15 protein-coding genes are annotated in these 16,285 nt (G+C 72.3%); 4 read left to right on the forward strand and 11 right to left on the reverse strand.

Annotated elements, in window-relative coordinates; genetic code table 11:
- From VH969_RS16290 to VH969_RS16305, 4 genes are all read right to left on the reverse strand, one after another.
- On the reverse strand, positions 1-371 hold a 371-nt coding region (locus VH969_RS16290), incomplete at its 3' end, for an ABC transporter substrate-binding protein (RefSeq protein ID WP_331974944.1).
- 14 nt (positions 372-385) lie between these two features.
- A complete protein-coding gene (locus VH969_RS16295) occupies positions 386-1,255 on the reverse strand; it encodes an ABC transporter permease (protein ID WP_331974946.1) in 870 nt (289 codons plus the stop codon).
- Positions 1,256-1,264: 9 nt separating this feature from the next.
- Positions 1,265-5,140 (reverse strand): ThuA domain-containing protein, encoded by a 3,876-nt coding sequence (locus VH969_RS16300; protein ID WP_331974948.1) that lies wholly within the window; start codon positions 5,138-5,140, stop codon positions 1,265-1,267.
- 195 nt (positions 5,141-5,335) lie between these two features.
- Positions 5,336-6,049, reverse strand: coding sequence for a cupin domain-containing protein (locus VH969_RS16305; protein ID WP_331974950.1), 714 nt, complete (start codon positions 6,047-6,049; stop codon positions 5,336-5,338).
- Positions 6,050-6,147: 98 nt separating this feature from the next.
- Here VH969_RS16305 and VH969_RS16310 point away from each other — a divergent pair, with 98 nt between their 5' ends.
- Positions 6,148-7,164 carry a LacI family DNA-binding transcriptional regulator gene (locus VH969_RS16310; RefSeq protein ID WP_331974952.1) on the forward strand — a complete coding sequence of 339 codons (1,017 nt, stop codon included), beginning with the start codon at positions 6,148-6,150 and terminating at the stop codon, positions 7,162-7,164.
- Between the two features lie 69 nt (positions 7,165-7,233).
- Here VH969_RS16310 and VH969_RS16315 read toward each other — a convergent pair whose 3' ends face one another.
- The 3 genes from VH969_RS16315 to VH969_RS16325 form a co-directional block, all read right to left on the reverse strand.
- Positions 7,234-8,469 carry an aldehyde dehydrogenase family protein gene (locus VH969_RS16315; RefSeq protein ID WP_414638531.1) on the reverse strand — a complete coding sequence of 412 codons (1,236 nt, stop codon included), beginning with the start codon at positions 8,467-8,469 and terminating at the stop codon, positions 7,234-7,236.
- Positions 8,470-8,502: 33 nt separating this feature from the next.
- Positions 8,503-9,144 carry a M50 family metallopeptidase gene (locus tag VH969_RS16320; protein WP_331974972.1) on the reverse strand — a complete coding sequence of 214 codons (642 nt, stop codon included), beginning with the start codon at positions 9,142-9,144 and terminating at the stop codon, positions 8,503-8,505.
- An 80-nt stretch (positions 9,145-9,224) separates the two neighbouring features.
- Positions 9,225-10,415 carry an FAD-dependent monooxygenase gene (locus VH969_RS16325; RefSeq protein ID WP_331974956.1) on the reverse strand — a complete coding sequence of 397 codons (1,191 nt, stop codon included), beginning with the start codon at positions 10,413-10,415 and terminating at the stop codon, positions 9,225-9,227.
- Between the two features lie 49 nt (positions 10,416-10,464).
- On the opposite strand from VH969_RS16325, the gene VH969_RS16330 reads away from it, so the two are divergent.
- Both VH969_RS16330 and VH969_RS16335 read left to right on the forward strand, forming a co-directional pair.
- Entirely contained in the window at positions 10,465-11,025 is a 561-nt protein-coding gene (locus tag VH969_RS16330; RefSeq protein WP_331974958.1) for a TetR/AcrR family transcriptional regulator, read from the forward strand.
- A 17-nt stretch (positions 11,026-11,042) separates the two neighbouring features.
- Positions 11,043-11,879, forward strand: coding sequence for an enoyl-CoA hydratase-related protein (locus VH969_RS16335; protein WP_331974960.1), 837 nt, complete (start codon positions 11,043-11,045; stop codon positions 11,877-11,879).
- 128 nt (positions 11,880-12,007) lie between these two features.
- Here the strand turns inward: VH969_RS16335 and VH969_RS16340 are convergent, their stop codons facing one another.
- The 4 genes from VH969_RS16340 to VH969_RS16355 form a co-directional block, all read right to left on the reverse strand.
- Positions 12,008-13,804, reverse strand: coding sequence for an AMP-dependent synthetase/ligase (locus tag VH969_RS16340; protein WP_331974962.1), 1,797 nt, complete (start codon positions 13,802-13,804; stop codon positions 12,008-12,010).
- Between the two features lie 96 nt (positions 13,805-13,900).
- Positions 13,901-14,416, reverse strand: coding sequence for a flavin reductase family protein (locus tag VH969_RS16345; RefSeq protein ID WP_331974964.1), 516 nt, complete (start codon positions 14,414-14,416; stop codon positions 13,901-13,903).
- Positions 14,413-15,237 carry an AMP-binding protein gene (locus VH969_RS16350; protein WP_331974966.1) on the reverse strand — a complete coding sequence of 275 codons (825 nt, stop codon included), beginning with the start codon at positions 15,235-15,237 and terminating at the stop codon, positions 14,413-14,415. Before VH969_RS16350 ends, VH969_RS16345 begins: the two co-directional genes overlap by 4 nt.
- Positions 15,234-15,734, reverse strand: coding sequence for an SRPBCC family protein (locus VH969_RS16355; protein WP_331974968.1), 501 nt, complete (start codon positions 15,732-15,734; stop codon positions 15,234-15,236). Before VH969_RS16355 ends, VH969_RS16350 begins: the two co-directional genes overlap by 4 nt.
- Positions 15,735-15,953: 219 nt before the next feature.
- Between VH969_RS16355 and VH969_RS16360 the strand changes: the two genes are divergently transcribed.
- Positions 15,954-16,145, forward strand: coding sequence for a hypothetical protein (locus VH969_RS16360; protein ID WP_331974970.1), 192 nt, complete (start codon positions 15,954-15,956; stop codon positions 16,143-16,145).
- The last annotated feature ends 140 nt before the right edge of the window (positions 16,146-16,285 follow it).

Genomic DNA, 16,285 nt, shown 5'->3' on the forward strand with positions numbered 1-16,285 from the left:
AGGAACTCCAGCGACGCCGGGCCCTTCTGCAGGAACACGCCGACGCTCTTCACCGGCATCCCGGACGCGATCCCGTTCAGCAGCGGCGGGGTGTCCGCCCAGCCGAACGTCGTCTGGTTCTGCGCGACCTGCTTGATCACCGTGGCGGATCCGTTGCCCGGCTTGATGTCCAGGTCGATGCCCTCGTCTTCGTAGAAGCCCTTCTGCTTGCCGTAGTAGAACGGCGCGTGCTCGCCGTAGGGCACCCAGTTGAGGGTGAGCGTCACCCTGTCGCCGCCACCACCGCCCCCGGAGCTCTCGTCGGACTTGGTGCTCGGCGCGCAGGAGGCGACCAGCAACAACGCGGCTATCGAGGTGAGCAGGCGTTTCATGAGTTGCCCTCTTTTCACGACGTGGTCAGCGGGGTCGCGGAGCGGCGGCTGGCGTGCCACGGGATGAGCAGCGCCTCGGCGGCCTCCACCACCACGAACAGCAGGATGCCGATGACGGACATGAGGATCAGTGCCGCGAACAGCAGGGCGGCATCGAGATTTCCGTTGGCCAGCAAAAGGACGTAGCCGAGTCCCTCGCTGGCGCCGACGAACTCGCCGACGACCGCACCGACGACGGCCAGCGTCACGGCGACCTTCTCGCCGGCCATCAGGTGCGGCAACGCGTTGGGGAAGCGGATCTTGCGGAACGTCTTCCAGCGGCTCGCGCCCATCGTGGCCGAGAGCTCCAGCAGCTCCGGGTCCGTCGAGCGCAGGCCGGCGACGCCGGAGATGACGACCGGGAAGAACGCGATCAGCACGGCCAGGATGATCTTCGGGGCGAGCCCGTTGCCGAACCAGACCACGAGCAGCGGCGCGATCGCGATCTTCGGGATCACCTGGGCGAACAGCACGATCGGGTAGAGCGCCTTGTCCATCGTGCGCGAGTAGGCGATCAGCACCGCGGTCGCCAGGCCGAGAACGGTGGCCAGGGCGAACCCGATGACCGTCTCGTACAGCGTCACGTACGAGTGGTGCATCAGCGAGCCCCAGTCGCGCACGACCGTGTGCCACACGTCGGCCGGGTGCGGCACGAGGTATGGCGCCACCCACTCCTGCTCGGCGGCGATCCACCAGACCGCGAAGACCGCCGCGAGCAGGATCGCGGGCCGCCACACCGCCTCGGCGAACCGCAGCAGCCGGCCACCGAGGTCGAGCCGCCGCCGGGGCGGCTCCGGTGCGGGCGCCGCCGCCGGCCGCGACTGCTGTTCCTTCGGGGTCACCATGCTGGACACCTACGTCGCCGCCTTCGCCACGATGATCGCGTTGATCCGCCAGTACTGCGCGATGTCGATGCTGAACGTGAGATCAACGGTGCGGCCCTCCGCTCCACCGTCCACAGTGAACTGGTCCCAGCCCCACTGGTTCGCACCGAGCGTAAGACCGCCGTCCACGACGCGCTCGCCGTCCGCCGTCACCACGATGGGCTGGGCGGCGAAGCCCGCGTCCCCACGCAGCAGCGTCACCGTGTGCTCGCCGGCCGGGACCCTCAGCCGCAACGTGGCCGGCTGGCGGGAGGTCACCATGTCCCGGCGCAGCGCGTCCGGCGCGCCGCGGTCGCGCGACTCGAGCGCGGCGTTGGCCGACCAGCCGAACCCGGTCTCGTCGGCGTACGGCGTGGCCGGGTCGAGCCGCTGGTACCCGGGCTGCAGCGGGCTCTCCGGCGCGCCGGCGTCGAGCGCGTAGAGCGCGTCGGCGACGGGTGGCGTCAGGTACGTGCGCGCTCGCGGCTGGCCGCCCACGTGCACGCCCTTGCCACCACTCGCGTGCGCGGTGATGTGCGCCTCGGTCACCGGTCCGGGCGCCGCGCCGTTCGCCGGCGGCGTCAGCGGCACCCGCACCTGGACGGTCTGGCCCTTCTTGGCGGTCGCCGCCACCGGCTGCGTGGTCCACCCCGGCGGCACGTCGAGCTCGACCGTGGCGCTGACCTTCTTGGCCGTCCGGTTGACCAGGTCGACGGTCGCGGTCCCCGGCTCGCCGGCGGCCATCGGCGTGGGCACGGCGAGGTTCGCCACCTCGACCGGCGCCACGAACTCCAGCCAGTCGATGTTGAACAGGTCGGCGGTCTGGCCGGGGTTGCGGGCCACGAGGAACAGCTCGTGGCTCACGCCCGGGTCGGTGACCTGCGCGGTGACCTCGGTCCACGTCTGCCAGCCACCGGTGACCGGCACCTCGACGCTGCCGAGCACGGGACCGTCCGGCGCGCCCTGGTGGATCTCGATCGTGCCGCCCGCGCCCGCGCTCGCCACGCGGAACCGGATCGCCGGCACGTCCCGCAGGTTCACCGGCTCGTAGCTCACCCAGTCGCCGTCGGAGATGTGGCCGACGAGCGCGGCGCCGCCGCCCTCGGAGCTCGGCGCGAGCTCCACCCCGGACGAGCGGGTGAAGTGGTCGGCCTCCTTGTGCCGCGGCTGCAGGATCGCCGAGTCGCCGCCGGTCAGCTGCGCGACACCGTCGCCGCCGCGGTCGGTGTACTTGGAGTCGACGATGTAGAAGATGTCGTCGTTCGGCGTGTGCCCGTCGTCGATGATCGTCTCGATGGCGCCCGCGCAGCCGCGGTACTGCTCCAGCGGGTGGCCGTGCTGGGCGTGGCCGAGCGCCGGCTGCGTGACGACCTGCTGGCAGTCGATCGTGCCGTCCGCTGTGGACCCGTCCTCGGGGTCGGTCACCGTGAGCTTGAAGGGCACCTGCTCGCCCCAGTCGAAGACCTGGCCGTCCAGGGGTTCCTGGAGCGTCAGCTTCGGCGCGGTGTTGCCCACGGTGACCGGGATGTTGGCCACCGTCGAGCGGCCGGTCGGGTCGGTGACCGTGAGCCGGGCGAGGAAGTCGCCGTCGGCGGTGTAGGTGTGGCTCGGGTTCGCCTCGGTGGCGTCGGTCGTGCCGTCCCCGTCGAAGTCCCAGGCGTAGGTGATCTCCTGTCCCTCGTCGGGGTCGTCCGAGCCGGCCGAGGAGAACTGGACCGCGAGCGGCGCCTGCCCGGAGGTCGGGGTGGCGGTGCCCTGCGCCAGCGGCGAGCGCTCCCCCGGGCGGACGTAGTTGAGCTTGTAGACGCCGGAGTCGAAGTTCGGGTCGCCGCGTCCGGAGCCGCCGTAGTTACTGCCCCATTCGATCACGTACATCGAGCCGTCCGGGCCGATCTCCATGTCGATCGGCCGCAGGAACTGCTCGTGGGGCAGGAACCTGTTCATCGACACCGGGTTGCCGTCCGCGTCGACCTTGACCTCGAACAGCGCGTTGCGGGTCCACTCGGCGACGAACACGGTGTCGTCGTAGTACCGCGGCAGCTTCGTCTCCGACTCGAGGTCGGGGTCGAAGTGGTAGACCGGGCCGCCGACCGCGAGCCGCCCGCCGGAGCCGAGCTCGGGCCACTCGGCGGACGTGCCGTACGGGTAGGGCAGCCAGGCGCCGCGCGCGGGCGGGAGCTGGGCCAGCCCGGTGTTGTTCGGCGAGTCGTTGGCCGGGCCGCCCGCGCAGTCGAACTCGGGCCCGGACGCGCCGGTGGCGAAGTCGTAGTCGCGGTAGGGCTTGTTGGCACCGATGCAGTAGGGCCAGCCGTAGTTGCCGGCGGTCTTGGCGAGGTTGAACTCGTCGTAGCCCATCGGGCCGCGGGCGGGGTCGTCCGCGCGGGCATCCGGGCCGACCTCGCCCCAGTACAGCCAGTCGGTGGCCGGGTCGATGTGCAGCCGGTAGGGGTTCCGGTTGCCCATGACGTAGATCTCCGGCCGGGTCTTCGCGGTGCCCGGCGCGAACAGGTTGCCCTGCGGGATCGTGTACGTGCCGTCGGCCTCGGGATGGATGCGCAGGATCTTGCCGCGCAGGTCGTTGGTGTTGGCCGACGAGCGCTGCGCGTCGTCGTTCTCCTGGCCGGGCCGCTCGTCGATCGGGTTGAAGCCCGCGCAGCACGGCTCGGAGTTGTCGCCGGTGGCGACGTAGAGGTTGCCGGCGGAGTCGAAGTCCATGCCGCCGCCCTCGTGTGCGTTGACCTGGCGCTGGGCGGCGAACTCCAGCAGCGGCTTCTCGCTGGCCTTGTCGACGGTGTCGGTGGCCTCGTCGAAGGTGAACCGCGAGATGCGGCTGACGGGGTCGTTCAGCGGCGAGTAGTAGATGTAGAGCCAGTGGTTGGTGTCGAAGTCCGGGTCGAGCGTGATGCCCTGCATGCCGTGGGTGTGCTCGACGAGGACGTCGAGCTTGCCGGCGGGGCGGCTGTAGCGGACCTCGGGGTCGTAGACCTTGATCGCGCCGCCGCGCTGGATGAAGAAGACCCGGCCCGCCGAGTCGATGTCCATGTCGAGCGGGTCGTCGGTGTTGCCGTCGAGCTGGATCTTCTCCCACCGGTCGTCCTCGGTGGGCCCGCAGTCGCCCGCCGCGGCGCCGGCCGCCCACTCGATGCCGCCGAGCAGGTGCGCGCGGAAGTCCGGCTCGCTGTAGGCGGCGGAGTCGTGGCCGAGGCCGGTGTACCAGGAGCGGCCGCCGTCGAAGTCCTGGCACCAGGAGATCGGGTGGTCGGGGCCCATGGTGTGGCCGGTGTAGCTGCGGGTGTCGTAGCTCGCGAGGACGTGCACGTTGCCGCGCGGGTTGGCGACGAAGTCGTACGGCTCCTCGGTGCGTTCCCAGACCTGTGGCAGGTTCTTCGTCGACGGGTGCACGCGGTCGTCGACCTGGATCTTCACCGGCTGGATCGCGGGGTGCACCTTGAAGAAGGCGCCCATGAGGTCGCCGTACCAGGGCCAGTCGTACTCGGTGCCGCTCGCGGAGTGGATGCCGGCGTAGCCCCCGCCGGCCTGGATGTAGCGCTCGAAGGCCGCGCGCTGGTCGGCGTTCAGGATCGGGCCGTTGCGGCTGTTGGTGTTGTTGAAGACGACCGCGTCGAACGCGGCGAGACCCTCGTCGGTGAACAGCCCCGGGTCGTCGGACACGGTGACGCCGAAGTCGTGCTCCGCGCCGAGCTCGGTGATCGCCTGCTGCCCGGCCGGGATCGAGTCGTGGTAGAAGCCGTTGACCTTGGAGAACACGAGGACGGAGAACCGCCCCTGCGCCTGCGCCGGCGTGGCGAAGACCGTCCCGAGCACCAGAGCCACCACGAACGCGACCACGACCGACCGTCTGTGCACGACATCCTCCCTCGCAGGCTGCCAGGCAAGCGCTTTCCTCGCAGCCTAGGGGCGGTTCGCCAATCAGGCAAGGGCTTTCCTGCTACGCGACGATCACCCTGCGTGCTCAGGAGACGCAGGTGCCCAGCAGGCCGCACCCTGCGTGCTCAGGAGACGTGCGTGTCCCCCGTGCCCAGCAGACCGCACCCTGCGTGCTCAGGGGACGTAGGTGTCCAGCAGGCCGCACATGCCGAGCCGGCCCTCTTCCGTCGGCCGCGGCACGGCCATGACGCGCGCGTCGCGGAGGTGTGAGGCGTCGCCCCGGGCCAGCGCGTCGAGCTGGACACCCGTCGACTGGGCCGCCCGGAAGGCGCCGTCCTCCCAGCGCGTGCGCCACTGGTCCAGCAGGGGGCGCTTCAACGCCACGGCCGCGTCGTAGAACTCCCGCATCGCGCGGGGTCCGTGCCGGTCCACGGCCGCGCGCAGGTTGTGGAAGCCCTCGACCGCGAGGTCGCGGCGGAGGTAGGCGCTCGTGACGTCCGTGCCGGGCGCGCCGCCGCCCGGCAGCGCGGCGGCCACCGCGTAGCGGTCCGGGTCGGCCAGGACCTCCGATGGGAAGGTCAGCACGGCATCGCCCGATTCCGGGAGGCCGGAGTTGCTCATCACCACCACGATCTCGAGGTCGCCGTGGTTGACGAGGCGGTGCACGGTGCCCGGCGTGAACCACAGGAGCGCGCCCGGCGACAGCTCGTGCTCGGCGAAGCCCTGGCCGGACAGCGTCTGAACCGCACCCCGCCCGCCGGTCACGACGTACGCCTCGGTACAACACAGGTGGATGTGCGGGGTCCCGCCGGGCAGTCCGTCGGGCGTGACGGTGTCGTAGACGCAGAGTCGCGAGACGCCCACGCCGCCGGGAAGTGGGTACCGCATTTCGGCGCGCCTCCAGCGTTCCAAGCACAGGGAAAGGGCTTTCCTTGTAGCCTGACGCTAGGCCCGTGGGAGCGGGGCGTCAATCGGCTGGAGGTGGCATGGCAACGCTCGCCGACGTCGCTCGCCGGGCCGGGGTCTCGGCCGCAACCGTGTCACGCATCGTGAACGGTAGCCCCAAGATCGTGTCCGACGAGCTGCGCGAGCGGGTGCTGCGTGCGGTGCAGGAGCTGCAGTACGTGCCGAACGCGCACGCGCAGCTGCTGGCCCGCTCGCACCGGACGACGGTCGGCGTGATCGTGCACGACGTTTCGGACCCGTACTTCGCCGAGATCACCCGCGGCCTGCAACGGGTCGCCGCCGAGCAGGGCCGGCTGGTGATCATCTGCAACTCCTACCGCGACCCGGACCGCGAGCTGGAGTACGTCGAGCTGCTGCGGGCCCAGCAGGTCGAGGCGATCATCCTCGCCGGATCGGGCTACCACGACCAGGCGTTCACGAAGGCGCTGAACGCGAAGCTGTCCGCGTACCTGGCGACGGGCGGGCGCGTGTCGGTGGTGGGCCGGCACAAGGTCGCGGGCGACGCGGTGATGCCGGCCAACGAGGAGGGCGGCTACCTGATCGGCTCGGCGGTGTTCGAAGCGGGCCACCGGCATGTCGGCGTGGTCGCCGCGCCGAAGCGGCTGACCACCACGACCGACCGCCTGGCCGGCCTGCGCCGCGCGGCCCGCGAGCACCGCCGCACGCTGCCGGCCCGCCACATCGAGTACGCCTCCTTCGACCGCGACGGCGGCGCGGCGGCCACCGAGGCGCTGCTCGACGCGGACCCCCGCCTGACCGCGATCGTCGCGTTGAACGACTCGATGGCCATCGGCGCGCTGTCCGTGCTGCGCGCCCGCGGCCTGACCGTCCCGGACGACGTGTCGGTGGTCGGCTTCGACGACATGCCCATCGCCCGCGACGTCACCCCGGCGCTGACGACGGTCCGCCTCCCGCTCGTGGAGATCGGCGCGCGCGCGATCGGGCTGGCGCTGGACGCGCAGCAGCCGAACCCGCGGGTCGAGGAGGTGGCGGCGACCCTCGTCCACCGCGAGTCCCTCGCCGCGCCGCGCGAGTGATCAGGGCTGGCGGCTCCAGAGCCAGTCCGGCCGCTCGGCGACCGTGCCGATGTCGAGCATCCGGCCGGCCTAGGCGGGCCGTACCGCGTACTGGCGTAGGCACAGGTCCGGGTAGGTGACCGGGCCGCGCGGCCCGGGGACCTTGTCGATGTTGATGCCCGTCTCCGGCACGCCCAGCATCTTGAAGCCGTCCAGCAGGCGGGTCGGGGCGTTCCAGAAGACGCCCGTGCCCGTGTAGGCCGCCATGAACTCGTCGGCCGTGGCCGAGGACTCGGTCACGATGCAGGCGGCCAGGCCCGAGGTCTCCTCGTTCGCGATCCGTGCCGCCGCGGCCGCCGAGTCGACCGGAAGCACGGTCACGGTCGCCTCGTGGTCGGAGTCGAGCGCCCACTCGTAGCCGATGGCGTGGTCGTGCGGGGGCAGCGACGCCCGGATGTCCAGTTCGGACAGTGCGGCCGCCACCCGCGGGAGTGCCGCCTCGTAGATCGACGAGTGGATCAGCAGCAGGTTCAGCCGGTTGCACACGCCCAGCCGGTCCAGGCTCCGGCGGATGACGTCGACACCCGTGTCCAGGGACGCCTCGGCGTCCAGGTACAGCACGCCACCACCGTCCGCGTGCGCCAGCGTCCGCACGCCGTGGCGCGCCGCCTCAAGGGCGAGCGCCCGCGTCGAGTCGCCGCTCCCCCGCAGGATCACCAGTGGCACCAACGCGGGCAGCGACACCAGCGCGGACGCGGCGGCACGCTCGGCCGAGGGCACCAGCTGGATCGCCGCCGGGTCGAGGTCCACAGAGGACAGCGCGGGCCCGACCACCGACCGCACGAGCTCGGTCGCCGAGCCCAGCGCGGCCGAGCCGGTCCGCAGCACGCCGGCGTTGCGCGACTTGATCAGCTGGGACGCGACGTCGACCGTCACGTTCGGGCGCGCCTCGTAGTTGGCGCCGATCACGCCCACCGGCCGGCGCCGCTCGACCAGGCGCAGGCCGTCTTGCAGCGGGCCCAGGTCGACCGAGCGGTTCGCGTGCGGTGCCGAGGCCAGCAGCCGCAACGCGTCGGCCATCGAGCCCAGCCGCTCCTCGGTCAGCCGCAGGCGGTCGAGCAACCCGGCGCTCATGCCCGACTTCTCGCCGGCGGCGACGTCGGCGGCGTTCGCCTCGAGGATCGCCGGCCGGGCGGACACCAGGTAGCCGGCCATCGCGGCGAGCGCGCCGTCGACGGCCTCGTCCGACGCGGCCGCGAGCGCGGGGGCCGCGTCGTGCGCGGCCTGCGCACACGACGCGACCGTGGCTGAGGTGATGTCCAGCACCGACATGGGTACCAGTTTGCCTCACCCGCGGGCTCACACGACGAGCCAACCCACCGCGAGCACCAGGCAGCCCAGGTTGATCATCAGGAAGACGGACACCCAGAAGAGGCCCGGCGCGCCGGTGAGCCGGGCGAGCTGGTCCGCGTCGGAGTCCCGGGCACGACCGCGGCTGCGCAGCCGCTGCAGGTCGCCGACCGACCGGATGCCGCCGAGCAGCAGGAACCACGTGATCAGGTGCGCGAACGGCGCCTGCACCTCGACCGGCGCCCACCTCGACACGACGAGCAGCACCCCGCCGGTCACCAGCACCGAGAAGATCCCGAAAACGTTGCGCACCACCAGCAGCACGCCGACCAGCAGCACCGCGCACGCCACGAGCAGCTCGGTCACCCGGCCGCCGGCCAGCAGCGCGGCGAACCCGAGACCGAGCACCGACGGCGCGATGTAGCCCGCGAACCCGGTGAGCACCATGCCCGGCCCGTACGGCTTGCCCTTGCTCAGCGTCAGGCCGGAGGTGTCGGAGTGGAGCCGGATGCCGGTCAGCCGGCGGCCGGCGAGTACGGCCACGATCGCGTGACCCGCCTCGTGCACGATCGTGATCACGTTGCGGGCCGGGCGCCACAGAACCGACAGCGCGACGACGATGAACGCGAGCCCGGCCGTGACCAGGACCATCTGATCCGGGTCCCGGTCGAGGCTGACGATCAGGTCCCTCCACACCGGCCCAGCTGACCACACTCCGGGTCTGATCGGTGTTATTTCGCCGCGATGTCCACCTCGGCCGCGGGCGGCTGCCACGAGAACGGCCGCGCCAGCGACTTGAGGAAGAGCGACCGCGGCAGCATCCGCAGGAGCGCGTTGCGGACGGCCCGCGCCGGTGCCGGGGTCAGGTGCGAGAGCGTGCCGCCCTGCTTCGAGCGCTGCCAGAGCTCCTGGGTCCGCGGCCGGCGCAGCTCGTCGTAGCGGCGCAGCGCCCCGGCGAGGTCCGGCGACCCGGCCAGCGCCGACAACGTCGCGGCGTCCTCCAGGGCCTGGCACCCGCCCTGGCCGAGGTTCGGCGTCATCGCGTGCGCGGCGTCGCCGAGCAGCACGACCGGTCCGTCGACGAAGGTCCGCAGCCGGGGCAGGTAGTAGATGTCGTTGCGCAGCACGTGTTCCGGCTCGGCCGCGGCGAGCACGGCCGGGATCGGGTCGCACCAGCCGCGGAACCGCTCGCGCAGCTCCGCGAGCCCGCCCTGCCCGCCCGGCGGGACGGTGGCGGTCGCGTAGCAGTAGACGCGGCCGCCGGGCATCGGGAACAGGCCGAACACGCCGCCCGGACCCCACGTCTCCGCCCACGCCCGCACGCCGGCCCCGTCGAGCGCGGACGGCCGGGGCATGACGATCCGCCACGCGGTGTGCCCCGAGTACACCGGCGGCTTCGCGTCCGGCCACAGCGACTCGCGCACGACGCTGCGCAACCCGTCGGCTCCCACGACGAGGTCGGCGGCCAGCTCGCCGCCGCCCCCGGCACCGTCGTGCTCGACGACCGCGCGGTGGCCACCGCGACGGGCGGCGTGGCGGACCCCCCGGACCGCCACGCCGGCCTGCCGGCACTCGGCCGGCACCGCCGCGAGCAGGGCGTCGAGCAGCTCGGCGCGGTGCGCGACCACGGCCGACCCGGTGTGCCGCGCCGCCTGCTCGGTGTCGTGCATGCGCACGATCCACCGGCCCCGCCAGTCGCGCAGTCCCCCCGCCACGCCGATCCGCTCGTCCCCCACGCCGGTCACCCCGATGGTCGCCAGCGCCGTGAAGGCATTGGGCCACAACGAGATGCCGGCCCCGACCTCGGTGAACGCGTCGGCCCGCTCGAGCACCCGCACGGTCCACCCGTGCCGGCGCAGCCCGGCCGCCGTCGCCAGCCCGCCGATCCCCCCGCCGACGATCACCGCGGTCCGTTCGGCCATGATCCCTCCTCTACAGCTGTAGTGGACTCTACACCCGTAGAGTGAGGTGATGGCAAGCGACCGACGTGATCTCATCGCGGATGCGACCATCGCCACGATCGCGCGCGCGGGCATGCGCGGCCTGACGCATCGGGCGGTGGACCGGGCCGCCGGCCTGCCGGAGGGCTCGACGTCGTACTACTTCCGCACCAGGGAGGCGCTGCTGTTCGCGGCGCTGGCGCGGATGGCGGAGCTGGACGTCGCGGACATCGGCCAGGTGCCCGCGGTGGGCGAGGTCGACGAGATGTCGGCGTTGCTCGTGGCGGTCATGCGGCGCTGGCTGACCTCCGGCCGGGAGCGGACGCAGGCGCGGTTCGAGCTGAGCCTGGAGGCGACGCGGCGCCCGGAGCTGCGCGCGAAGATGACCGAGTACGGGTCGGGGTTCCGGCTCATGCCGGAGAAGCTGCTGGCCGCGGCGGGGATCCGCGACGCACGGCGGCGCGCGCAGGCGTTGGTCAGCTTCATCGACGGGGTGCTCTTCCACCAGATCGCCCAGGTCGGCGCCGGCGAGCTGTCGGCCGAGGACCTGGCGTCGACGTGCCGCGACATGGTGGCGATGGCCCTGCGGTGACGCATAGCGTCTGCGGTGTGGACGCCTATGAGCACATCGAGTACGCGGTCGCCGACAAGATCGCCACGGTCACGCTGAACCGGCCCGCCGCGCGCAACGGGTACACCGTGCGGATGGCCGACGAGCTCGCGGACGCCTTCGACCGCGCCGACCGCGACGACGGCGTGCGGGTGGCCGTGCTGACGGGTTCCGGGCCGGACTTCACGGTGGGTGCGGACCTGTCCGGCGGGGAGCTGTCCGTCTCGGCCTCCGCCGCCGACTCCTGGGACGAGCCGGCGGGCCGCTGCTCGATGCGGATCTTCGCGATGAACAAGCCGGTGATCGCGGCGCTGCGGGGCGCCGCCGTCGGGGCCGGGTCGACGATCATCCTGCCGGCGGACTTCCGGCTGGCGGCGACGGACTCCCGGTTCGGGTTCGTGTTCTCGCGGCGCGGGCTGTACCCGGAGGGCGCGTCGACGTGGTTCCTGCCGCGGCTGGTGGGGATGGGCCGGGCGCTGGACTGGATGGTGAGCGGCCGGGTGTTCGGTGCCGCGGAGGCGTTGTCGGCCGGTCTGGTGACGTCGCTGCACGAGCCGGACGAGGTGCTGCCGGCGGCGTACGACCTGGCGCGGGAGCTGATCGTGCAGACGGCGCCGGTCTCGGTGGCGGTGATCCGGCAGCTGCTGTACCGGATGAGCCCGCTGGAGTCGCCGTACCCCGTGCAGCGGCTGGACTCGCGCCTGATCGCCAGCTGCGCGACAAGCCCGGACGCGGTCGAGGGCGTGCTGTCCTTCCTGCAGCACCGCGACCCGGAGTGGTCGGGCACGCCCGGCAAGGACCTGCCCGACTTCCTCCCCTGGGGCCGCCGCGCCTAGAGCCCGCGGGAGCCGCCGGCTAGCAGCTAGATCTCCAGGACGTCGTCGCTCGGGGTCTCGTCGTACAGGCTGGCCAGCTAGATCTCCAGGACCTCGTCGCTCGGGGTCTCGTCGTACAGGCTGGCCAGCTAGATCTCCAGAACCTCGTCGCTCGGGGTCTTGTCGTACAGGCTGTCGATCTCGTGGGCGTACTTCTCCGCGATGGGCTTGCGGCGCAGCTTCATCGTGGGGGTCAGCTCGTCGCCGCCCGGTTCCCAGGCCGCCGGGAGCAGGCGGATGCGCTTCAGCTGCTCCACGCGCGCCAGCTTCTCGTTGCCCGCCTTCACGCCCGCGAGCACGGCCGCGCGAACGTCCGGGTTCGCGATCAGCTCGGCCGGGGACGCGGACGACAGGCCCTGCCGTGCGGCGAAGGCCGCCGCGGCGTCGGGATCGAGCACGGCCAGCGCGGTGATGTACGGGCGGTCGTCGCCGATGGCGACCACCTGGCCGACCAGGGACGTCGTCGCCTTGATGGCGTTCTCGATGTTCGTCGGCGACATGTTCTTCCCGGCCGCCGAGATGATGAGCTCCTTCTTGCGGTCGACGATCTTGACGTAGCCGTCCTCGTCGATCTGCGCGATGTCGCCCGTGCGCAGCCAGCCGTCCGCGTCGATCGCCTCGGCGGTCTTCTCCGGGTCGTTGCGGTAGCCACGCATGACGGCCGGCCCGCGGGTCAGCAGCTCGCCGTCCGGGGCCAGCTTGATCTCCATGCCGGGGAACACCCGCCCGACCGTGCCGAGCTTCGTGTGTCCCGGCGTGTTGGCCGTCGTCGCGCCGCCGGTCTCGGACATGCCCCACACCTCGTAGATGCGGATGCCCAGCCCCCAGAAGAACTCCAGGATCTCCGGCGCGATCGCGGACGCCCCCGACGACGGGCCACGGCACTCGTCGAGCCCCAGCTTCGCGCGCAGCTTGGCCAGCACGAGCCGGTCCGCCAGCCGGTGCTCGAACGCCAGCGTGGCCGGCAGCGGCCGCCCGGCCAGCTCCGCCCGCGCCGCCCGGATACCCGCCTTGATCGCCCACTCGGCGATGCGCTTCTTGGCACCGGACTCCGCGGCGACCCCGGCGTCGATCGCGGCCTTGATCTTCTGCCACACGCGCGGCACGGCGAACAGCGCGGTCGGCCGCGTGTCGGGCAGCGCCTCGGCGAGCTTGGTCAGGTCCGCGACGCAGGTGACCTGGATGCCGAACAGGATCGCGAAGTACTGCGCGGTCACCCGGTCCGCGATGTGCGCGGCCGGCAGGTAGGAGATGCCCCGGTCGCCCGGCGCGACGTCGAACACCGCGCGCGTCGCGTCGGTCTCGGCGATCACGTTCGCGTGGGTCAGCTCCACGCCCTTCGGCGGGCCGGTGGTGCCCGACGTGTAGATGATCGTGGCGAGGTCGGTCGGCTCGACCGCGCGCCACGCGGCCTCGAAGTCGAAGTCCGGCGCGCCGCGGGACTCGAGCTCCGCCAGCGACATCGCGCCGTCGGCCGGACCGTCGACGCAGACGATGTGCGCCACCGACGCGGAGACCTCGCGGATCCTCGGCAGGAACCGCTCGTCGCAGAACACGACCTTGTTGCCCGCGTTGGCGAACAGGTACTCGATCTGCTCGGGCGCGGACGTGTTGTAGATCGAGAACGGGGCCGCGCCGAGGTGCAGCGCGGCCGCGTCGGCCAGGTGGAACTCGGGACGGTTGGTGAGCATGAGGCCGACGGTGTCGCCCCGGCCCACGCCCAGCGCGGCGAGTCCGGCGGCGATGCTGCGCACCCGCTGGTCCCACTGCCGCCAGGTGACGGTCACGGCGTCCCCCGGCGTCCGGAGCACCACCGCGTCCGGAGTCCTCGCGACGAAGTCCTGGAAGGCCGCACAGAGGGTCGGGAAGGAGAGTTCCTTGTTCATATGACGCTCCGGGAAAGGGCGTTGACGGCCCTCGGACGCTACCCCGGTCGTCGGCAGGCGATCAACAAACGTCGCCCCTTCGATACTGAGCGTCAGTCAGGCGGCCGACCACGCGCCCCGGTCCGGCCGGGCGAGCCGGCGGAAGCCCTGGTCGAGGTACACGAGCGGGTCGTGCGGACCGGTCCGCGCGCGGATGACTTCGCCGATGAGCAGCACGTGGTCGCCCGCCGACACCACGTCGACCGGCCGGCACTCGAGCCGGACGGCGACGTCGGTCAGCAGCGGCACGTCCTCGTACCCGCACTCGACGGCCACGTCGTCGAAGTCGTTCGCGGCGTCGTGGGCGAAGCGGTCGGCGAGCCCCTCCTGGCCGGCGCGCAGCACGTGCACGGCGTACGCGTCGGTGGCGGTGAAGACCGGCCGGCTGCGCGAGTCCCGCCGCAGGGACACCGACAGCAGCGGCGGCCGCGCGGAGACCTGGCTGATCGAGCTGGCGGTGAAGCCCCACCACCAGCCGTCGCGGTCGGCGGTCGTGACGACGGCCATCCCGGTCGGCCAGTGGGCCATCGCGTCGCGGACGGAGCAGGGGTACACGGTGGCGGTGCCGATCATGACGCCACCGCCTCGCCACCGGACCTGAAGTGTCCTGTTCGGACACCGTCGCACAGGTGAGTGGCACCCACCCGGTCGGCCTCGCGCACGGCGGCGGCCGGGTCGGGGTGGCCGAAGACGACCTGGGTCGCGCCGGCGGCCAGGGCGGCGCAGACGTCGTCGACGCGGAACGCGGGCCCGGCGTTGAGCACCACCGACCCCTCGCCGAACCCGGCGCCGGTCGCCGCGGCGTACGCGCGGACCTTCACGTCGTGGTGGGTGAGCCGCTCGTCGCCGGCCAGCACGGCCGGCTCGTTCTCGTCCCGGTCCCGCGGCTCGACCAGCAGGCTGCCGCGGGTGGCGAGCTCGGCACAGGTGAGCGGGCCGTTGAACGTCGGCGCGTCGAGGAGCAGGACCTGCTCCAGGCCGGTGTGGCCGGCGAGCTCCGGGCGGACCCGCTCGAACATGGCGCGGCCGAGCATGACCGCGCACGGCCGGACGGCCTCGAGCACGCCGGCGAACGTCGTGGCCGGCATCCGCGGGTTGATCGGGGCGACCACGTTGCCGCTGCGCAGCACGGCGTGGCAGGCGGTCGGGAAGTCGATGCCGGGCAACGCGGCCACGACGACCGGCAGGCCGTCGCCACCGAGCCACTGGCGCAGGCCGAACGCCAGCCGGGAGACGTCGTGGTCGAACTCGGCGAAGGTCACGGTGCGGTCGCCCGCCCGTAGCGCGGCGCGGTGCGGCCACGCGGTCGCGGCGAGGCGGGGCAGCACGTCCGCGGACCCGATGGGGAGGTCGGCGTGCGGGGATCGGGAGATCCTGCGTAACGGAGTACTCATCGGGAGGTCACACCCTCCGTGCGGCCGCTCGGCACGGGCAGCCACATCTGGTCTTCGGCGGCTTGGCGCAGGGCGTCGAGCATGCCGATGCCGCTGTGTTCGATGATGTCGTGCAGATGCCGCGCGGCCGCCGGGTCGTCGTCGACGACCGTGTAGTAGTGGTCGAGCAGGACCACGGCGCCGTCGCGCTTCGGCACGACGGCCCAGAGGCCGCCGAGCGTGGCGAACGGGCGCGGGGCCTGCTCCTGGCGGAACCGCAGCTGCATGCGCTTCGGGTTGAGCTCGCGGGCGGACACCCAGCTCCCGTGCCGGTCGCCGAACGTGCCCCAGAAGCGGACACGTTCGCCGGCCGCGTCCCAGCCGATGTGCTCCACCGCGATGATCGTGTCGAAGATCCGGGGCCAGTGCTCGGCGTTCGCGACGAGCTGGAAGACCCGCTGTGGTGGCGCAGCGACCCTGGTGGTGTGCCGGGCGGTCCGGATGCGTAACTGGCTCATGGTCGTCGCCCCCTTCGGTCAGTGAGCGCCTGTCTGTGAGTTTCCTCACCGGTACTGGAATAGCGATCGAGTAGGGGTAAAGGGGCGGGCCCCGTTCCGCTGGAGCGTGATGGCGCGGCCGGTGCTGGACCGGGACTTGAGCGATCTTCGAGGCACCCCTCGCATGCTGGGGTTTTCCCGCCACGGTGCGCCTGCGGCGCCGAGTGGAAGGAGAGCGACATGCCGTCTGAGCGACTTCGCGCGGTGTCCGAACCACGCGAGCGGACTGTGCTGACAGTCGACGCGGGCTCGACCGGCGCGCTGTCGGCGCGCTTCCAGACGTTGGTGGTGCGCCCGCACCCGGCGCATGGCGCGGGCCGCGCCGCCTCGGCGGCGCGGCCCGCGGCGGACGACCTGCCGGCGGCTAGCTGACCGTCCAGGTGTCGTTGCCGTTGAGTAGTGCTTGGAGGTTGGGTGGTGTGGTTTGGGTGGCGGTGGTGACTTGGGTGCGGGTTTGGTCGTCGTAGGTGGGTCGGGTGGTGGTGCGGTAGATGCCGGTGACGACGTGTCCG

Source organism: Actinophytocola sp. (genome assembly GCF_036555685.1).
Taxonomy (GTDB): Bacteria; Actinomycetota; Actinomycetes; order Mycobacteriales; family Pseudonocardiaceae; genus Actinophytocola.

Coding starts and splice junctions, on each gene's coding strand:
- VH969_RS16295 (WP_331974946.1), bottom strand. CDS start 1,255: ATGGTGACCCCGAAGGAACAGCAGTCGCGGCCGGCGGCGGCGCCCGCA.
- VH969_RS16305 (WP_331974950.1), bottom strand. CDS start 6,049: ATGCGGTACCCACTTCCCGGCGGCGTGGGCGTCTCGCGACTCTGCGTC.
- VH969_RS16310 (WP_331974952.1), top strand. CDS start 6,148: ATGGCAACGCTCGCCGACGTCGCTCGCCGGGCCGGGGTCTCGGCCGCA.
- VH969_RS16320 (WP_331974972.1), bottom strand. CDS start 9,144: ATGGTCCTGGTCACGGCCGGGCTCGCGTTCATCGTCGTCGCGCTGTCG.
- VH969_RS16325 (WP_331974956.1), bottom strand. CDS start 10,415: ATGGCCGAACGGACCGCGGTGATCGTCGGCGGGGGGATCGGCGGGCTG.
- VH969_RS16330 (WP_331974958.1), top strand. CDS start 10,465: ATGGCAAGCGACCGACGTGATCTCATCGCGGATGCGACCATCGCCACG.
- VH969_RS16340 (WP_331974962.1), bottom strand. CDS start 13,804: ATGAACAAGGAACTCTCCTTCCCGACCCTCTGTGCGGCCTTCCAGGAC.
- VH969_RS16345 (WP_331974964.1), bottom strand. CDS start 14,416: ATGATCGGCACCGCCACCGTGTACCCCTGCTCCGTCCGCGACGCGATG.
- VH969_RS16350 (WP_331974966.1), bottom strand. CDS start 15,237: ATGAGTACTCCGTTACGCAGGATCTCCCGATCCCCGCACGCCGACCTC.
- VH969_RS16355 (WP_331974968.1), bottom strand. CDS start 15,734: ATGAGCCAGTTACGCATCCGGACCGCCCGGCACACCACCAGGGTCGCT.
- VH969_RS16360 (WP_331974970.1), top strand. CDS start 15,954: ATGCCGTCTGAGCGACTTCGCGCGGTGTCCGAACCACGCGAGCGGACT.